Genomic DNA, 18,995 nt, shown 5'->3' with positions numbered 1-18,995 from the left:
GAAGTGCTGATCAGAGCCGATGCAGCAGGCACACGATGCCGAGGGCGGCAGACCAGCAATCCCCACCTCCCCGTAGAGGTGACCAGGAGAGGACTTACGCGTGACGATTGACGACACGACACCCGCAGGAAATGGAAGAAACTCGAAGGGTTCGCGGCGCATCGGCGTAGACCGGGACGACACTCGGTCGTCGAGCAAGACCACACTCGCCGACCGTCTGGTCGGCGGCGAACCGTATGCCCTCGCCTTCGGTGGCCAGGGTGCGCCCTGGCTGAGCTCGCTCGAGGAGCTGAGCCGCGACAACGGTCTCGAGCCGGCTTTGACCAAGCTCGTGAACGAGGCCGCCGAGTACCTCGCCCCGGTGGCGCAGGAGCTGCTCGTCGTGCGTCCGGTCGGATTCGACCCCATCGCGTGGATCCTCGAGCAGGAACTCGCCGACGAAGAAGACGGTGCCCCGGCGGCCGGACCTTCTGCCGCTGCTCTCACGTCTGCAGCAGTCTCCCTTCCCGGTGTCTTCCTGACACAGATCGCCGCGCTGCGTGCGCTGGCGGCTCAGGGCCTCGATCCCACCGTGACGGCACCCGTGTCGGTGATCGGCCACTCCCAAGGACTTCTCGCTGCGGAGGCCGTTGCGACCTCCGGCAACAAGGACGGCGAACTTCTCGCCCTCGCTCAGCTGATCGGTGCCGCTGCCGGACTGGTGGGTCGTCGTCGCGGAGTGATCTCTGCGGCCGACTCCACCCCGATGCTTGCCGTGTCCAACGTCGACCCGGCGCGCCTGCATCAGATCGTCGAGGAGCTCGCCGAGGGCCTCGAGCCCGAGCGCGCCGCTGTACTCGGCATCCGTAACGCCCGGCGCCGCGTCGTGCTGTCCGGCCCGCCGGCCCAGCTGGCGCGGGTGCAGCAGCGCTGCGAGCAGATCGAGGCCGACGAAGCCCGTGAGCGCGACGCCAAGAAGCGTGGCGGCTCCATCTTCTCGCCCGTGTTCGAGCCGCTCCCGGTCGAGATCGGCTTCCACCACCCGGCTCTCGCGGAGACCGTCGATATCGTCGGCCAGTGGGCCGCCCGTTGCGGTCTCGACGAAGACAAGGCTCGCGCCCTCACAAGTGCCTGCCTCGTCGACCCCGTCGACTGGGTCGAGGCCGTCGACAGCACCATCGACGCCGGCGCATCCTGGATCCTCGATCTCGGACCCGGTGACCTTCTCACCCGTATGACGTCGGCCAGCGTGCGCGGGCAGGGCGTCGGCATCGTCGCCGCTGCCACCCGCGGCGGCCACCGCAACCTGCTCACTCCGGGTGCGGCACCCGAGGTGCCCGCTGCGTGGACCGAATTCCTTCCGAAGCCGGTCGCGCTGCCCGGCGGACGTATCGGCGTCGAGACCGCATTCACCAAGCTGACCGGTCGTTCGCCGATCCTGCTCGCCGGCATGACCCCCACCACGGTCGACCCGAAGATCGTCGCCGCAGCTGCCAACGCAGGCCACTGGGCCGAGCTCGCCGGTGGTGGCCAGGTGACCGAGCAGATCTTCGCCGACCACGTCGAGGAGCTCACGGGGCTGCTCGAGCCGGGTCGGGCCGTGCAGTTCAACTCGATGTTCCTCGACCCCTACCTGTGGAAGCTCCACGTCGGTGGCAAGCGCCTCGTCCCCAAGGCCCGCGCCGCCGGTGCCCCGTTCGACGGCGTCGTCGTCACCGCCGGCATCCCGGAGCTCGAGGATGCCGTCTCGATCATCGAGGACCTCACCGAGGCCGGATTCAGCTACGTCGCGTTCAAGCCGGGCACGGTCGCGCAGATCCGTTCGGTGATCCGCATCGCCAACGAGGTTCCCTCGTTCCCCGTCATCGCCCACATCGAGGGCGGCCGCGCCGGTGGTCACCACTCGTGGGAAGACCTCGACGACCTGCTCCTCGACACCTACGCCGAGCTGCGTACCCGACCGAACCTGGTCCTCTGCGTAGGTGGCGGCATCGGCACGCCGGAGCGGGCTGCCGACTACCTGACAGGCCGCTGGTCCGTCGCGCACGGCTTCCCGGCGATGCCGCTGGACGGCATCCTGGTCGGTACCGCCGCCATGGCCACCCTCGAGGCGACCACGTCTCCCGAGGTGAAGCAGCTCCTCGTCGACACCCCCGGTACCGCGGACTGGGTCGGTGCGGGCACCGCCGAGGGCGGTATGGCCTCCGGTCGTAGCCAGCTCGGCGCCGACATCCACGAGATCGACAACGCCGCGTCCCGCACGGGCCGCCTGCTGGACGAGGTCGCCGGTGACGCCGACGCCGTTGCCGCGCGTCGCGACGAGATCATCGAGGCACTGAACGTCACGGCGAAGCCGTATTTCGGCGACGTCGAGACGATGACGTACGAGCAGTGGCTGCGCCGCTACCTCGAACTGGCCGTCGGCATCGACGCCGCGAAGGCATTCGACTGCGGTTCCGACCTGCAGGACGCCATCGACGAGGCCACCACCAGCCCCTGGCTCGACATCACCTGGCGCAAGCGTTTCGGTGAGATGCTGCAGCGCACCGAGTCGCGTCTGCACCCGGTCGACCGCGGACCGATCCCCACCCTGTTCGCCGAAGACGCGATCCTGGAGCGTCCCGAGGCTGCTATCTGCGCACTGCAGGCTCAGTACCCGGACTACGCGACCACGGTTCTGCACCCCGCCGACGTGTCGTTCTTCGTCTCGCTGTGCAAGACGCCCGGCAAGCCGGTCAACTTCGTTCCCGTGGTGGATGGTGACGTCCGCCGCTGGTGGCGCTCCGATTCGCTGTGGCAGGCACACGACCCCCGCTACACCGCGGACCAGGTCTGCGTCATCCCCGGCACCGTCGCCGTCGCCGGCATCACGCGCGTCGACGAGCCCGTCGGTGAGCTGCTCGACCGCTTCGAGAAGGCCACCTACGACGAGCTGGTCACCGCCGGTGCGTCGCCGCTGTCGCTGCTCGCGCGCCGTCACGCCGACATCGCGCGGGGCCTCCTCGACACAGTCCTGTCGGCTCCCGACATCCAGTGGGCCTCGCGTCTGACTCTGAACCCGGTTCGCCGGCTCGGTGACCTCGACAAGTGGTCGGTCGAATCCGACACCCGCGCGGTGCACGAGACCACCGGTGCCGAGCTCTCCGTGATCGGCGACCAGCAGGTGCTCCTCACTGTTCCGCTGGTGACAGGCAAGTCCGTCCAGATCACCATCACCGTTCCGGCCTCCGTCGCGGACGGTGGCGCACCCCTGGTCACCGAGGCCGATGCCGAGAAATCGATGACCGCACTCCTCGCGGTCGCGGCCGGTCAGGAACTGCCGGCCGTCAAGAACGGTGTCGCTCGCCTCAACCTGGCCTGGACCCCGGATTTGATCGCCGACCACGCCGGTGTCACCGGTTCGGGCCTGCCCACGACGCTGAGCGTCAGTGGCAAGGCGGTCCCGGACGTGGTCGTCGGCGCCTGCTGGCCGGCCGTGTTCGCCGTGCTCGGTGCCGCGAAGACCGAAGACTCGCTCTCGGTCATCGAAGGCATGCTCGACTTGGTCCACCTCGATCACAGCGTCGACTTCGTGGGTGAATTGCCTTCGGAGACCAGCATTCTCGTCGTCAAGGCCGAGGTCGCCTCGGTGCTCGACACCGACCTGGGTCGCGTCGTCGAGGTCAAAGCCGAGGTCGGCGCGATGCTCGGTGAGGGCCTCGACGCCCCCGCCGTCGTCACCCTCTCGGAGCGCTTCGCCATCCGCGGCCGCACCGGCAAGGGCGAGCTGTCCGATCCGGCCCGCGCCGGTGGTTCGCTCAGTGACGAGGTCGTGGACACCCCGCGTCGTCGTCGCCGCGACACCACCATCGTCGCGCCCCGCAACATGGGCTCCTTCGCTCAGGTGTCGGGTGACCACAACCCGATCCACACCTCCGACAACGCCGCGCTCCTCGCCGGACTCGGCAGCCCGATCGTGCACGGCATGTGGCTCTCGGCCGCAGCCCAGCAGGTCGTCGCCGCCGTGGACCCGGGCGAGACCAAGACGCCGCCGCGCCGTCTCACCGCCTGGACCGCCCGCTTCCTCGGGATGGTCCGCCCCGGCGCCGAGATCGACGTCCGCGTCGACCGCGTCGCCGTGGACCGTGGCGCCGAGATCGTCGAGGTCGGGTGCCGCATCGACGGTGAACTGGTGATGGTCGCAACGGGTCGCACCGCGGCTCCGAAGACCGTCTACGCGTTCCCCGGACAGGGCATCCAGCGTCCCGGCATGGGCCTCGACGCCCGCGCCCGCTCCAAGGCCGCCCGCGAGATCTGGGACCGCGCCGACAAGCACACCCGCAAGGCTCTCGGCTTCTCGATCCTCGCCGTGGTCCGCGACAACCCGACGGTCGTCAAGGCCCGGGGCGTCGAGCACAAGCACCCGGACGGTGTCCTGCACCTGACCCAGTTCACCCAGGTCGCGATGGCGACGCTCGGTGTGGCTCAGGTCGCCGAGCTCCGCGAGTCCGGTGCCTTCGTCGAGGGTGCCTTGCTCGCCGGCCACTCGGTAGGTGAATACAACGCCCTCGCGGCGGTTGCCGGTGTACTTCCCCTGGAAGCCGTTCTCGAGGTGGTCTTCCAGCGTGGTTCCGCCATGCACGCCCTCGTGCCGCGCGACGAGGCCGGGCGCTCCGACTACCGGATGGCCGCTATCCGGCCGTCGCAGATCGGTCTCGCGGACGAGGACGTCGAGTCGTTCATCGGTGAGATCGCCGCGGCAACAGGCGAATTCCTGCAGGTTGTGAACCTGAACCTGCGTGGCTCGCAGTACGCCATCGCGGGCACGGTGGCCGGACTCGACGCGCTCGAGAAGGAAATCGACGTCCGCCGTGAGGCTTTCGGCGGCAAGCGCGCCTACATCATGGTCCCGGGCATCGACGTCCCGTTCCACTCGACGGTTCTGCGCGGCGGTGTCGACGACTTCCGTGGTCGCCTCGAAGAACTGCTTCCGCAGGACATCGACCCGGCCATCCTGATCGGGCGTTACATTCCGAACCTCGTGCCGAAGCCGTTCTCGCTGAAGCGTGAGTTCGTGCAGGAGATCGCGGACCTCGTGCCGTCGAAGCCGCTGCAGAAGGTCTTGAAGGACTTCGACTCGTGGGCCGCACAGCCGTCGCAGCTCACGCGCATCGTGCTCACCGAGCTTCTGGCCTGGCAGTTCGCGAGCCCGGTCCGGTGGATCGAGACGCAGGACCTGCTGTTCGCCGACGAGTCCGAAGGTGGACTGGGTGTCGAGCGCTTCGTCGAGATCGGTCTGGGCTCCGTCCCGACCGTCGCGAACCTCGCCTCGCAGACCCTCAAATTGCCGGGACGCTTCGGCTACCCGGTCGAGGTCCTCAACATCGAGCGTGAAGCCGCCATCGTGTACTCCACCGACGTGGATCCGGCGCCGGTCGAAGACGACGAGCCGGCAGCACCGGCAGCCGAGGCGCCCGCCGCGTCGGCAGCCCCCGCTGCCGCTCCGGCCCCCGCGGCAGCCCCCTCGGGTGGTCCGCGTCCCGACGACATCGCCTTCAAGGCAGCCGACGCCACCAAGGTTCTGATCAGCCTGTGGACCAAGCTGCGTCCCGATCAGGTCGGCCCCGTCGACACGATCGAGGCTCTGTGCGACGGCGTGTCCTCGCGGCGTAACCAGCTGCTCGTCGACCTCGGTTCCGAGCTCTCGCTCGGCGCCATCGACGGTGCCGCCGACGCCGACATGGGTTCGCTGGCTGCCACGGTCGACTCGCTGGCCCGTACGTACAAGCCCTTCGGCCCGGTGCTGTCGGACTCGATCAACGATCACCTTCGCAAGGTCTTCGGCCCGTCGGGTCGACGTCCCGCGGCCATCGCGGACCGAGTCAAGAAGGTCTGGGAGCTGGGTGACGGCTGGGCGCACCACGTCACCGCGGAGGTGGCGCTCGGAACCCGCGACGGTTCCAGCATCCGCGGCGGTGACCTCGGTGGTCTCGCAGGCGGCGGTCTCGCCGACGGCGCCGCAGTAGACGCTGTCATCGACAGCGCAGTCGCCGCAGTGGCCTCGCGCCGTGGGATCAGCGTTTCGCTCCCGGCAACGGGTGGCGGAGCCGGTGGCACCGTCGACGCCGCGGCACTGGGTGAGTTCACCGAGCACATCACGGGCCGCGACGGCGTGCTGGCCTCGGCAGCCCGCCTCGTGCTCGAGCAGCTCGGTTTCGCCGGTGACACGGCGACGGCAGCGGCGCCGACCGACACCGAACTCGTCGACCTCGTGTCCGCGGAACTCGGTTCGGACTGGCCGCGACTGGTGGCTCCCGCATTCGACGGAAAGCGGGCGGTCCTGCTCGACGACCGCTGGGCATCCGCCCGGGAGGATCTGGCCCGACTGTGGATCGACGCGGCCGGCTCCGAATCGCTCGAGATCGAAAGCTTCGCCGGTGCAGGCAAGTCCGTTGCGGCGCAGGCCGCATGGTGGCAAGCCCGCGCAACCGACGAGGGTCGTGCGGCTCTGGCCGAGAAGTACGGGCGTATCGCCGCGGCGGCAGCTGTCGTCACCGACGAGACGCCGGAATGGGCAGACCAGGTCGCCGTCGTCACCGGTGCCAGCAAGGGGTCCATCGCGGCCGCGGTCGCAGGCAAGCTCCTCGCGGGCGGCGCGACGGTCTTCGTGACCACCTCGCGTCTCGACGACAAGCGACTCGGCTTCTACCGCGACCTCTACCGCCGCAATGCTCGCGCCGGTGCCGCCCTGTGGGTGGTTCCCGCGAACATGGCGTCGTACACGGACATCGACGCGCTCATCGAGTGGATCGGTGAGGCCCAGTACGAAACTGCCGGTGGATCGAAGAAGCTCGTCAAGGAAGCGGTCACCCCGACCTTGCTGTTCCCGTTCGCCGCGCCCCGCGTGGCCGGTGACCTGGCCGACGCCGGCGCCCGCGCCGAAATGGAGATGCGAGTTCTCCTGTGGTCGGTGGAACGCCTGATCGGCGGGCTGTCGAAGATCGGCTACGACCGTGACGTCGACACTCACCTGCACGTAGTTCTGCCCGGCTCCCCGAACCGCGGTCTGTTCGGTGGCGACGGCGCGTACGGCGAGGCCAAGGCCGCGCTCGACGCAGTGGTCGGCCGCTGGAAGGCCGAGCGCAACTGGGCCGAACGCGTCACCCTGGTGCACGCTCTCATCGGCTGGGTCCGCGGAACCGGACTGATGGGCGGCAACGACCCGCTCGTCGAGGCCGTCGAAGGTGCCGGAGTCCGTACCTGGTCCACCCAGGAAATGGCCACCGAGCTGCTGCAGTTGTGCGAGCCCGAGGCACGTCGCCTCGCGTCCGCCGAGCCGCTCGCCGCCGATCTGACCGGTGGACTCGCCCAGGCGAACCTGGACCTGCCCGCGCTGGCGAAGCAGGCTCAGGAAGCTGCTGCTGCCGAGGCCGAGGAGGACACGGCCGAGCTCGACACCATCGCGGCTCTGCCCGCCCCGCCGCGGGTCTCGGAGTCGGCGGCACCGGCCTGGTCGGGAGTCACTGCGGCCCCGGAGGACCTCGTGGTCATCGTCGGTGCCGGTGAGCTCGGACCGTTCGGCTCCTCGCGTACCCGCTTCGAGATGGAGGTCGACGAAGAACTTTCGGCGGCAGGCGTTCTCGAACTCGCGTGGAACACCGGACTGATCGTGTGGGAGACCACACCGTCGCCCGGGTGGTACGACGCCGAGACCGGGGAACTGGTTCCGGAAGCCGAGATCGCGGACCGGTACCACGACACCGTCGTCGAACGGTGCGGCATCCGCCGCTACGTGGACGAAGGCGCGATGGTCGATAACACCGCACCGCTGCTCACGTCGGTCTTCCTCGACAAGGACCTGAGCTTCGTCGTCGGCACCGAGGCGGAGGCACTGGCCTTCGTCGAGGCCGATCCGGACAACACGGTCGCGACGCCGGTCCCGGACAGTGGGGACTGGCAGGTCACCCGCCGGGCCGGTACCGAAATCCGCGTGCCGCGCAAGATGAAGCTCACGCGCAGCGTGGGCGGTCAGATCCCGACCGGATTCGACGTCACGAAGTGGGGCATCCCCGCCGACATGGCCGACTCCGTCGACCGGGTGGGCCTGTGGAACATCGTCGCCACGGTGGACGCGTTCCTCACCGGTGGATTCACGCCCAGCGAACTGCTGCGGTGGGTGCACCCCTCGCTGGTCGCCAACACCCAGGGCACCGGCATGGGCGGCATGAGCTCGATGAGGTCGCTGTACATCGACACGCTGCTCGGTGAGAACCGGCCGAACGACATCCTGCAGGAAGCTCTGCCGAATGTTATTGCGGCGCACGTCGTCCAGTCCTACGTCGGCGGTTACGGCGCCATGGTCCACCCAGTTGCGGCGTGCGCCACGGCTGCGGTGTCCGTCGAAGAGGGCGTCGACAAGATCAAGCTCGGCAAGGCGCAGCTGGTCGTTGCCGGTGGATACGACGACCTCGGCACGGAAGGCATCATCGGATTCGGTGACATGTCCGCCACTGCCAAGACCGACGACATGCGAGCCAAGGGCATCGAGGATCGCCGCTTCTCGCGGGCCAACGATCGTCGACGCGGCGGGTTCGTAGAGTCGGCCGGCGGTGGCACCATCCTCCTCGCTCGCGGTGACGTGGCACTCGAGATGGGTCTGCCCGTCCTCGGTGTGGTTGCCTACGCCAGCTCGTTCGCGGATGGTGTCCACACATCGATCCCGGCTCCCGGAATCGGTGCGCTCGGTGCAGGTCGTGGGGGAGCGGATTCGCAGCTCGCTCAGTCTCTCCGCCGGCTCGGTCTCGGTGCCGACGACATCTCGGTGATTTCCAAGCACGACACCTCCACCGCGGCCAACGATCCCAACGAGGCGGAGCTGCACGAGCGCCTCGCCGGGGCCCTCGGCCGCAGCGAAGGTGCGCCGCTCTTCATCGTCTCGCAGAAGAGCCTCACCGGACACTCCAAGGGTGGTGCCGCAGCATTCCAGCTGATCGGTCTCTGCCAGGTGCTGGATCAAGGTGTCGTCCCGCCTAACCGCAGCCTCGACTGCGTCGACGAGAAGATGGCCGAGTTCGAACACCTCGTGTGGGCTCGGGAGCCGCTGCGCTTCGGTGAGCAGTTCCCGCTGAAGGCTGGTCTGCTGACGAGCCTCGGCTTCGGTCACGTCTCCGGACTGATCGCGGTCGTCCACCCGCAGGCGTTCATCGAGTCGCTGCCGGCAGACAGGCGGGAGGCGTACCTCGCGCAGGCACGCAAGCGCACCGTCGAGGGTCAGCGTCGTCTGGTGAAGGCCATGGTCGGTGGCGGCAGCCTGTACGAGCGTCCGGCGGATCGTCGCTTCGGCGGCGACAGTGTGCCGGCCGCAGCGTCCCGTCAGCTGGAGGCGGACGTCCTGCTCACCGAGGCAGCACGCCTCGGAGCGGACGACGTATACAGCTCGGGTCTGCCCGGCTGCAAGTAGGAACAGGATCGATGGGAGTTCTGGGAATCGGCTTCGACCTCGTCACGGTGTCGGAGTTCGCCGAGCAGCTGGACCGGCCAGGTACGGCAATGCTCGACAACTTCACACCGGGCGAACGTCGAGACGCCGTGACCCGGAGCTCCGATCCGGCTCGGCATTTCGCGGCCCGATGGGCGGCGAAGGAGGCAGTGATCAAAGCATGGTCCACGGCCAACTTCGCCAGCCCGCCGGTGCTCCCCGAAATGATCCACCACCTGATCGAGGTGGTGACGGATGCGTGGGGACGGCCGAGCATCCGCCTACGCGGAGACGTCGCCGAGCATCTGACGGACGTGAAGATTCATATCTCGCTCACGCACGACGGCGACACCGCCGGTGCATTCGCGGTGATCGAAGCGGCGTAGGCGCTCCGCGCCCGTGCGCCTTTCTGGTAGCAGGAGCAACCAGAAAGGCGCACGGGACCGGAGGTCCTAGCCGGTGGTCGTAGTGGTGCGAGATTCCTTTTCGGCGACGAGCAGGTACGCCACCATCAACCGTTTCAGCTCTGCGACGGCATCGGCGTGGCTTTGGTCGTCCTGCACCGAGAAGTTCAGCATCGAGTAGACGACGTGAACGAGAACCTCGGCCATCATCGTGCGCCGCTCCCGCGTGGTTTGCGGGGTGAGCGGTGCGAGCATTCGTGAGACCTGCTCCGCGAACGCCTTCTCATGGATGGCCCCCGTGGCGCGGGTCGACGGGGTCGACTGCATCGCCAGCCACACCTCGCGTCGTGACGGATCCGACATCCACAAACCGGCCATGTGGTCGACGAAGGCGTTGAGGAAGCGTAGCCAGTCGAGAGACGGAACCTCACCGTTGAACTGCGCGAGCTCGTGTTGAACGCCGACGAGGTCCTGCCTGTTGAGCTCGCACACGATCACATACTTGTTCGCGAAGAATTGGTAGAGCGTGCCGATCGGCACATCGGCACGAGCGGCGACCTCCTCGCAGGTGAACGACTCGAATCCCACATCCACCAGCAATTCCCGCGACGCTGCGAGTAGCGCATCGAACTTGCGGCGACTACGTTCCTGGGTCGGACGTCGGCGGGGCAGGAGCTCCTGCGGGTCCGACTGCAGCTCCAGCGCCGGGTCCACACGGCGCGGTGCTTGCTTGCTGGCTGAAGACTCCACCGCCCCAGGCTATCGGTCTTTGCTCCGGATTCCGAAGACCCGTCCCGGTGGCTCGTCGGGTTTTGCCAGGACGTGGCCACCGATCGGGTGGTTTCCCGGGCGAACAATGTGATGGCCCACAAATAGCCGACGGCAGGAATTCCGCCACATCACCACCTGGCGACGAGAGCGGCTGAGACCGGTTGGTGGGCGGCGTTCGACGTCCCCTGAAAGTCGCACCCGGCCCGCGGAGGAGTTCGGGCGTACTGCGCCGAAGGCCGGGTGGGACGGAATGCGCTCAGACGGAAAGGTCCCGTCGCAGCTTGGCCACATGGCCGGTGGCGCGAACGTTGTACTGCGCGACCTCGATCTTGCCCTCCTCGTCGACGAGGAAGGTGGAACGGATGACGCCCTGAACGGTCTTGCCGTACATCTTCTTCTCCCCGAATGCGCCCCACGCCTCGAGTGTGGACTTGTCCGGGTCCGACAGGAGCGGGAACGTCAGTTCCTCGGTGTCGCGGAACTTGGCCAGCTTGGCCGGCTTGTCGGGGGAGATGCCGATCACGTCGATGCCGGCTCCGTTGAGTTCCGCCAGATTGTCGCGGAAGTCGCACGCCTGCTTGGTGCAACCGGGGGTGCTGGCGGCCGGGTAGAAGTACACGACGACCTTGCGTCCGCGGTAATCGGCGAGAGACACCTCGTTGCCGTCGGCATCGGGGAGGGTGAAGGCGGGTGGAGTGTCTCCGGGAGAGAGTCTGCTGTTGTCGGTCACGACACGTCACGCTACCGGGACGGCCCGACACCGGCGGTACATCCAATGGGGAGACGGAGTCGCGGGTGGCGTGTTCTCGGTTACGGTTGACGCAAGTGTGAGATCTTCGCGATAGCGTCGCTCTCGCTGATCGAACCATTCGAACAAGTTGGAGGATACGTTGCCCAGGGACACCGACAGCATCGAGCGTGAAATCGAGAACGCGCGCAATCAGCTCGCAAGCACACTCGACGAATTGACGGTCCGCACCAACCCGAAGCGTCTCGTGGAGAACACGAAGCAGACGCTGATCGCGAAGTTCAACGAGCCGGCGGTCAAGTACGGACTGATCGCCGTAGGTGCGGTGGTGGGGCTCCTGGTGCTCCGCAAGGCGCTGCGCTGACCGATTCGTGGTGACGCCGCCGGGACTGTGACCGCACATCCCGGCGGCTGTTCGCTGTTCGGGCGGAACGACAAGCGCAAGAAGAAAGGCCCTCACCTTCCAAAGAAGGTGAGGGCCTTTCCTGCAAGTGCGCCCACAGGGACTCGAACCCCGGACCCAGTGATTAAGAGTCACTTGCTCTACCAACTGAGCTATAGGCGCTCGCTCTTGCGAGACAGAACAGTAGCGGACCGCTTCTCGGGAATGCAAATCGCCTGGTCGACGCCTCGCTCACCTCCCCGGCAGGAGATACAACCCGTAACAACGGCACCGCTGGTCACGATTGATATTCGAACGTTACTGGCACGCCCGGCGCTTGGTTGGAACCGGTCTCCGGCGGCTGGCATCATTGGAGACCACACGGTCTCGACGTGCTGATTCGTCTCGCGATGGCGAGGGGCGTGCCGGCTTGAACGTGACATCGGAGCGAGGACGTGAAGTGGGGTTAACCATGGGTGTGGGGCGCGGTAGGCGCATGCGTGCGCGATCGGTCTCGAAGACCGCGACAATTGTGGCGGCATCACTCGTATTCGCATTGTCGATCGCGGGATGCACGGTGTCCGACGCCGGCACCGTCACCTCGGAAGGGGAGGCGCCGATCGACTCCAATCCGGTCACCGAGTTGATCAAACCGAAGGTGACCGCATCGGCCACCGACGGAGCTGTCGGCTTCTCGCCGGGCCAGCCGGTCATCGTGTCGGTCGCAGACGGGACGCTGGCCGAGGTCACGATGTACAACCCCGACGGTGTGCCGGTCGACGGCGCGATCGCACCCGACGGTCTGTCGTGGGTCAATACGGAACCACTGGGCTACGACAAGGAATACCGGCTCGAAGCCAAAGCGAACGGACTCGGCGGCGCGACCACGTCGACGTCGGTGTTCACCACCAGCGCGCCCGGTAACGTCACCAAGCCTTACGTGATGCCGGGCGATGGTGACGTGGTGGGCGTCGGCCAGCCGCTCGCCGTGCAGTTCGACGAAAACATCCCCGACCGACGGGCTGCCGAGGCTGCCATCACCGTCACGACGAATCCGCCCGTGGAGGGCGCGTTCTTCTGGGTCAACAACCGTGAAGTGCGGTGGCGTCCGGAAAACTTCTGGGCGCCCGGCACGACCGTCGATGTCAAGGTCGCCGTGTACGGCCGAGATCTCGGAGACGGACTGTTCGGACAGGAAGACGTCCACACCACGTTCACGATCGGTGACGCTCTGATCGCGACAGCCGATGACAACACCAAGCAGGTGACCTTCGAACGCAACGGTGAGGTGATCATGACGATGCCCACATCGATGGGTAAGGACGACACACCCACCGACAACGGCGTCTACATCATCGGCGACCGGTTCGCGAACCTCGTGATGGACTCGTCTACCTACGGAGTGCCCGTCAACTCTCCGCAGGGGTACAAGACGCCCGTCGACTGGGCCACGCGAATGTCCTACAGCGGCATCTTCTTCCACTCGGCGCCGTGGTCGGTGGGACAGCAGGGCTATTCCAACGTCAGTCACGGTTGCCTCAACCTCAGTCCCGCCAACGCGAAGTGGGTGTACGACAACACCAAGCGGGGAGACATCGTCGTCGTGAAGAACACGGTCGGCGGCACTCTGTCGGGCACCGACGGCCTCGGCGACTGGAACATTCCCTGGAACGTGTGGAAGGCAGGCAACGCCAGCGACTGAGTCCCTGGGACTGAACGCATACAAGAAAGCCCCCGGCCGAGGCCGGGGGCTTTCTGTTGGGGTGAGTGACGGGACTCGAACCCGCGACAGCCAGGATCACAACCTGGTGCTCTACCAACTGAACTACACTCACCATGCGCTTTCGGCAGCCACCCGGAGGCGGTTACTTCGGCGAGGAAGATACTAGCGCGTCCGATGCCCGAGAAGCCAATCGGTATGTCAGGCGGGCCCGAGTTCTTCGACGATGGCAGCGATGTCGCTGGTAGACGGGCCGGGGTCAGGCACGAAGGCCGTTTTCCGGTAGTACCGCAGTTCGCGGATCGACTCCTTGATGTCGGCAAGGGCCCGGTGGGCGAGACCCTTTTCGGGTTGCCCGAAGTAGATCCGGGGATACCAACGACGGCACAGCTCCTTGATGGAGCTCACATCGATCATCCGGTAGTGCAGGTAGGTGTCGAGGTCGGGCATGTCGCGCGCGATGAATCCGCGATCCGTCGCAATGGAGTTACCGGCGAGCGGTGCGGTGCCCGCCACGGGAACATGCTCGCGAATGTAGGCGAGCACCTGCTGCTCGGCGTCGGCGAGCGTGACCGTCGACTTACGGACTTCCTCGGTCAGTCCCGAAGTCTGATGCATCTTGGTCACGACATCCGGCATGGCGGCGAGCGCTTCGTCGTCGGCGTGGATGACGATGTCGACACCCTCACCGAGAACGTTCAGCTCGCTGTCCGTGACCAGAGCGGCGATCTCGATCAGCTTGTCGGTACCGAGCCGGAGGCCCGTCATTTCACAGTCGATCCACACAAGTTTGTCCTGCACCAGGAACACAGTAGTCACGTGGGTCACGGGCTAAGGTCTGCGGTGGACACTTTCTCCCGACGTTCGTGTATCCGAGGAGGGCTTCGATGACCCAGCAATCGCAGAACGGCGGGGCCGCCCCGACTCCCGCGCAGAAGGCGGAGGCGGCCAGAGCTGCCGCGGTCGAAGCGGCGAGGATTGCCGCCGAGGCCGCGGCCGCCGCGGAGGCGGCGGAGAAGGAAGCACGGGAGGCGGCGGCGCACGGCGCGACTGCCGCACCGCCTCTGTCGAGGCCTGCCGCAGAAATCGCGACGGGATACTCGTCGGCCGGTGTAGCGCTCGAGCTCGGTACCGTCCTCGTCGACGGAGTTGTCGATCCCGCGGCCAGGGTCCGGATACCGCTCGCGACGATCAACCGGCACGGCTTGGTGGCCGGTGCCACCGGGACCGGTAAGACCAAGACCCTGCAGGGAATAGCCGAGCAGCTGTCGGCGGCAGGGGTTCCCGTGGTGATGGCCGATGTGAAGGGCGACCTCTCCGGCTTGTCGAGGCCGGGAGAGACGAACGAGAAGATCACCGCGCGCGCCGCCGAAACCGGCGACGGTGACTGGGCGCCGGCGGGTTCGCCAGTGGAGTTCCTCTCCTTGGGTACGGAGGGTGTCGGCATCCCCGTGCGGGCCACCATCACTGCGTTCGGCCCGATCCTGCTCAGTAAGGTGCTGGGGCTCAACGCCACTCAGGAATCGACTCTCGGGCTCATCTTCCACTGGGCCGACACTCGGGGTCTGGCGTTGCTCGATCTCAAGGATTTGAGGTCGGTCATCGCTAACCTCACCAGCGACGACGGCAAGGCCGACCTGGCGGGCATCGGCGGAGTGTCGCCGGCCACGGCGGGTGTGATCCTCAGGGCGCTGGTCAATCTCGAGGCGGAGGGCGGTGACACCTTCTTCGGTGAACCCGAGTTCGCCACCGAAGATCTGCTCCGATTCGACAGTGACGGGCGAGGCGTCATCACGCTGTTCGAACTGGGCGCGCAGGCCGCCCGCCCCGCCCTCTTCTCCACCTTCCTGATGTGGGTACTGGCCGATCTGTTTCAAACGTTGCCCGAGGAAGGAGATCTGGACAAGCCGAAGCTCGTCTTCATCTTCGACGAGGCGCATCTCCTGTTCACCGACGCGTCGAAGGCATTCCTGCAGCAGGTGGAGCAGACGGTCAAGCTGATCCGCTCCAAAGGTGTCGGCGTCTTCTTCTGCACCCAACTACCGACGGACGTCCCCAATGCGGTGCTGTCCCAACTGGGTGCGCGCATCCAACATGCGTTGCGAGCGTTCACGCCGGACGATCAGAAGGCGCTGAACAAAACGGTACGCACGTACCCGAAGACGCAATTCTATGATCTGGAGAAGGCGCTCACATCCCTCGGGATCGGCGAGGCGATCGTGACGGTGCTCTCCGAGAAGGGTGCGCCGACGCCTGTGGCGTGGACCAGGATGCGGCCACCACGTTCACTCATGGACACCATTGGCAACGACGCCATTCGGGACGCGGCGGCGTCGAGCCCGCTGGCGCAGAGATACGGTCGGACCGTCGACCGGGAATCGGCGTACGAGCAGCTGACCGCGAAGGTTGCGGGAGCGCCTGCGACCGATGAGGACATCGATTTGCCATCGCTGCCGGACCTCACCCCGCCTGTGGAGCCCGACGGGCCGAACATGGCCGAGCAGATTCTGGGAAGTCCGGCGGTCAAGAGTTTCCTGAGGTCGGCGGCCTCGGCCGCAGGACGGGAGATCTCGCGCAGCATCTTCGGCACGGGGCGCCGCCGGCGGCGCTGACATCGGCTGCGCTCGGGGCGAATGTACCGTTCAGCGCGGTGGAAGCGTCGAACGGTACATTCGCCGCCGTCTAGTTGCCCAACTTCTTGTAGAAGCTTCCCACGATCGGCGCCACGACTGCGCGCGGACTGTACTGTCCCGCAACGGACATCGCCTTACTGATGACGCCCGGCACCACACGCATCTTGTTGTCGGCCAAGCCGTCGAGCGACACCTTGGCGGTGTATTCGCTGGAGATCCACAGGAAGTCGGGGACCAGCTTGTCGACGATGGACGCGTCCGCGGGGTCGGGTTCCTCGGTGCGGACCGGTCCCGGGGCGAGCAGAGTCACGCTGACCCCGGAGCCCTTGAGTTCGCCGCGCAGCGATTCGGAGAAGGTGTTGACGAAGGCCTTCGTAGCCGCGTAGGTGGCGTTGTGGGGGATGGGCATATTGCCTGCCGCTGATCCGACCATCAGGATCGCACCGGACTTGCGTTCCAGCATGCCCGGAAGTACGGCGAGGGTGAGATCATGAACGGCAACGGCATTCAGTTCGACCTGCGCCCGTTCGTAGGCGGGATCGAGGTCGGCGACCGAGCCGAACGTTGCGATGCCGGCGTTGTTGCACAGCACGCTGATCTCCCGACCGGCCATCTCGTCGAACAGGGCGGAACGTGCGTCACGATCGGACAGGTCGCACGCCCGCACGTCCACCTCGACACCGTGTTCGGCGCGGAGCGTCGCCGCCAACGACTCCATGACCTCGCCGCGCCGGGCGACGAGGATGAGGGAATGACCACGGGAGGCGAGATCCGTGGCCAGCGCCTCGCCGATACCGGACGAGGCGCCGGTGACGACGGCACGGGCACTGGGGGTGGGGTTCGGCAAACTCACGGTCAGTCAGCGTAGTGCGTCAGATGCGCGCCGCGAGCCGGGTGCCCTGTTCGATGGCGCGTTTGGCATCGAGTTCGGCTGCGACGTCGGCGCCGCCGATGACGTGGGTGCTGACCCCGGCGACGGTCAGCTCGTCGACCAGGTCGCGCACGGACTCCTGACCTGCGCAGATCACCACGTTGTCGACGGCAAGGGTGCGGGGCTTCTCGCGTTTGTCGCCGAAGGTGATGTGGAGTCCCTCGTCGTCGATGCGCTCGTAGTTGACGCCGGACAACTCGTGCACGCCCTTGTTCTTCAGGGCGGCGCGGTGCACCCAGCCCGTCGTTTTCGCGAGCCCCGCCCCGATCCGCCCGCTTTTACGCTGGAGGAGGTACACCTCACGAGGCGACGGCTCGGGGATGGGCGTGGTGAGGGCGCCGGCAGCGGCCTCGGGCTCGGTGACCCCCCACTCCTGCTTCCATTCCTTCAGGTCGAGGGTCGGTGAGTGCTCGTGGGTGAGAAACTCGCTGACGTCGACGCCGATGCCGCCGGCGCCGATCACGGCAACCGACTTTCCGACCGACTTACCGCCGCGCACCACCTCGGGGTACGTGAGCACTGTGGGATGGTCGATGCCGGGAATCGACGGAAGGCGCGGGGTGACGCCGGTGGCGATCACCACCTCGTCGTAGCGGCCGACGAGATCGACCGCTGCGACGCGAGTGTCGAGCCGGACATCCACACCGGCGAGTGCGAGTTGCCGGTTGTAGTAGCGAATGGTCTCCGCGAACTCCTCCTTGCCGGGGATCTTGCGGGCGATGCCGAACTGGCCACCGATTTCGGAGTCCGCCTCGAACAGCGTCACCGTGTGGCCCCGCTGCGCTAGGCCGAGCGCCGCGGACAATCCCGCGGGGCCGGCGCCCACGACCGCGACGCGCTTCGCGGTCCGGGTGGGGGAGAGCGTCAGTTCCGTTTCCCGGCCCGCACGCGGATTCAGCAGGCAGGACACGTGCTTGCGGACGAAGGCGTGGTCGAGGCACGCCTGGTTGCACGCGATACAGGTGTTGATCTCGTCCGAATTTCCGGCTTCGGCTTTGCGAACCCAGTCGGGGTCGGCGAGCATCGGGCGGGCCATCGAGATCAGCTGAGCATCACCGCGGGTGAGTATTTCCTCCGCGACCTCGGGCATGTTGATCCGGTTGGACGCGGCGACCGGAATGTTCACGTGCTTCTCGAGCTTGCCAGTGATGTCGGCGAACGCCGCGCGCGGCACCGACGTGACGATGGTGGGGACGCGGGATTCGTGCCAGCCGATGTCGGTGTTGATGATCGTGGCACCGGCAGCTTCCACGTCCTTGGCCAGAGCGACGATGTCGTCCCACGTCTGACCGCCTTCCACGAGATCAGCCATCGACAGGCGGAAGATGATGATGAAGTCGCGGCCCACGGCGGCCCGGGTGCGGCGAACTATCTCGACGGCGATCCGGCGGCGGTTCTCGGGCGTGCCACCCCACTCGTCGGTCCGCTTGTTGGTGCGTTCGCACAGGAACTGATTGATGAAGTATCCCTCACCCGCCATGATCTCGACGCCGTCGTAGTTCGCCCGCTGTGCCAGCCGCGCACACCGCACGAAGTTGCGGATCTGCCAGCGGACGCCCCGGCCGGTGAGTTTTCGGGGGCGGAACGGATTGATCGGGGCCTTGATGGAGGAGGCGGAGACGCTGAACGGCTGATAGCTGTAGCGGCCTGCGTGCAGGATCTGCAGGGCGATCATGCCGCCCTCGTCGTGCACGGCCTTGGTAATCGCACGGTGCCGCCGGGCCTCCACGCGGTTGGTGAGCTTGGCACCGAAAGGCAGCAGCCAGCCGGTGCGGTTGGGGGCGTACCCACCGGTGACGATCAGGGCGACACCACCGCGGGCGCGCTCGGCGAAGTACGCCGCCAGTCGAGGTACGTCCTTGGCGCGGTCTTCGAGACCGGTGTGAATCGAACCCATGATCACCCGGTTCTTCAAAGTCGTGAAGCCGAGGTCCAGCGGGGCGAGGAGCTGGGGAAACTGTGTCATGCGG

At 66.9% G+C, this 18,995-nt stretch carries 10 protein-coding genes and 2 tRNA genes; 5 read left to right on the top strand and 7 right to left on the bottom strand.

The window, feature by feature from the left end; translation table 11 throughout:
• The first annotated feature begins 100 nt into the window (after nucleotides 1-100).
• Both HYG77_RS05115 and HYG77_RS05110 read left to right on the top strand, forming a co-directional pair.
• Nucleotides 101-9,418, top strand: a complete 9,318-nt coding sequence (locus HYG77_RS05115) for a type I polyketide synthase (protein ID WP_208962028.1) — start codon at nucleotides 101-103, stop codon at nucleotides 9,416-9,418.
• A gap of 11 nt (nucleotides 9,419-9,429) precedes the next feature.
• A complete protein-coding gene (locus HYG77_RS05110; RefSeq protein WP_109328781.1) occupies nucleotides 9,430-9,822 on the top strand; it encodes a holo-ACP synthase in 393 nt (130 codons plus the stop codon).
• A gap of 66 nt (nucleotides 9,823-9,888) precedes the next feature.
• Here the strand turns inward: HYG77_RS05110 and HYG77_RS05105 are convergent, their stop codons facing one another.
• Both HYG77_RS05105 and bcp read right to left on the bottom strand, forming a co-directional pair.
• Entirely contained in the window at nucleotides 9,889-10,590 is a 702-nt protein-coding gene (locus tag HYG77_RS05105) for a TetR family transcriptional regulator (protein WP_109328783.1), read from the bottom strand.
• A gap of 277 nt (nucleotides 10,591-10,867) precedes the next feature.
• Nucleotides 10,868-11,341 carry a thioredoxin-dependent thiol peroxidase gene (gene bcp / locus HYG77_RS05100; protein WP_109328785.1) on the bottom strand — a complete coding sequence of 158 codons (474 nt, stop codon included), beginning with the start codon at nucleotides 11,339-11,341 and terminating at the stop codon, nucleotides 10,868-10,870.
• 160 nt (nucleotides 11,342-11,501) lie between these two features.
• Here bcp and HYG77_RS05095 point away from each other — a divergent pair, with 160 nt between their 5' ends.
• Nucleotides 11,502-11,723: a DUF3618 domain-containing protein gene (locus HYG77_RS05095; RefSeq protein ID WP_109334997.1), complete on the top strand. Its 222-nt coding sequence runs from the start codon at nucleotides 11,502-11,504 to the stop codon at nucleotides 11,721-11,723.
• 128 nt (nucleotides 11,724-11,851) lie between these two features.
• Here the strand turns inward: HYG77_RS05095 and HYG77_RS05090 are convergent.
• Nucleotides 11,852-11,924 (bottom strand) — tRNA-Lys (locus HYG77_RS05090).
• 289 nt (nucleotides 11,925-12,213) lie between these two features.
• Here HYG77_RS05090 and HYG77_RS05085 point away from each other — a divergent pair.
• The gene (locus tag HYG77_RS05085) at nucleotides 12,214-13,443 is read left to right on the top strand and encodes an Ig-like domain-containing protein (RefSeq protein ID WP_208963284.1); all 1,230 of its coding nucleotides are present in this window, start codon (nucleotides 12,214-12,216) and stop codon (nucleotides 13,441-13,443) included.
• 57 nt (nucleotides 13,444-13,500) lie between these two features.
• Here HYG77_RS05085 and HYG77_RS05080 read toward each other — a convergent pair.
• Together HYG77_RS05080 and orn are read right to left on the bottom strand one after the other, a co-directional pair.
• Nucleotides 13,501-13,576: transfer RNA gene (locus tag HYG77_RS05080), tRNA-His, on the bottom strand.
• A gap of 86 nt (nucleotides 13,577-13,662) precedes the next feature.
• Nucleotides 13,663-14,262 (bottom strand): oligoribonuclease, encoded by a 600-nt coding sequence (gene orn / locus HYG77_RS05075; RefSeq protein WP_109334998.1) that lies wholly within the window; start codon nucleotides 14,260-14,262, stop codon nucleotides 13,663-13,665.
• A gap of 86 nt (nucleotides 14,263-14,348) precedes the next feature.
• On the opposite strand from orn, the gene HYG77_RS05070 reads away from it, so the two are divergent.
• Entirely contained in the window at nucleotides 14,349-16,073 is a 1,725-nt protein-coding gene (locus HYG77_RS05070; RefSeq protein ID WP_208962027.1) for a helicase HerA-like domain-containing protein, read from the top strand.
• Between the two features lie 70 nt (nucleotides 16,074-16,143).
• On the opposite strand, the gene cmrA is transcribed toward HYG77_RS05070, so the two are convergent.
• Nucleotides 16,144-16,947, bottom strand: coding sequence for a mycolate reductase (cmrA, locus tag HYG77_RS05065; RefSeq protein WP_208962026.1), 804 nt, complete (start codon nucleotides 16,945-16,947; stop codon nucleotides 16,144-16,146).
• 19 nt (nucleotides 16,948-16,966) lie between these two features.
• Nucleotides 16,967-18,991, bottom strand: coding sequence for an NADPH-dependent 2,4-dienoyl-CoA reductase (locus HYG77_RS05060; RefSeq protein WP_208962025.1), 2,025 nt, complete (start codon nucleotides 18,989-18,991; stop codon nucleotides 16,967-16,969).
• Nucleotides 18,992-18,995 lie beyond the last annotated feature (4 nt).

Source organism: Rhodococcus sp. ZPP (assembly GCF_017656075.1).
Classification (GTDB): Bacteria; Actinomycetota; Actinomycetes; order Mycobacteriales; family Mycobacteriaceae; genus Rhodococcus_F; species Rhodococcus_F oxybenzonivorans.
Note: the sequence above shows the minus strand (reverse complement) of the source record. Positions and strands in the feature narration are given on the sequence as shown.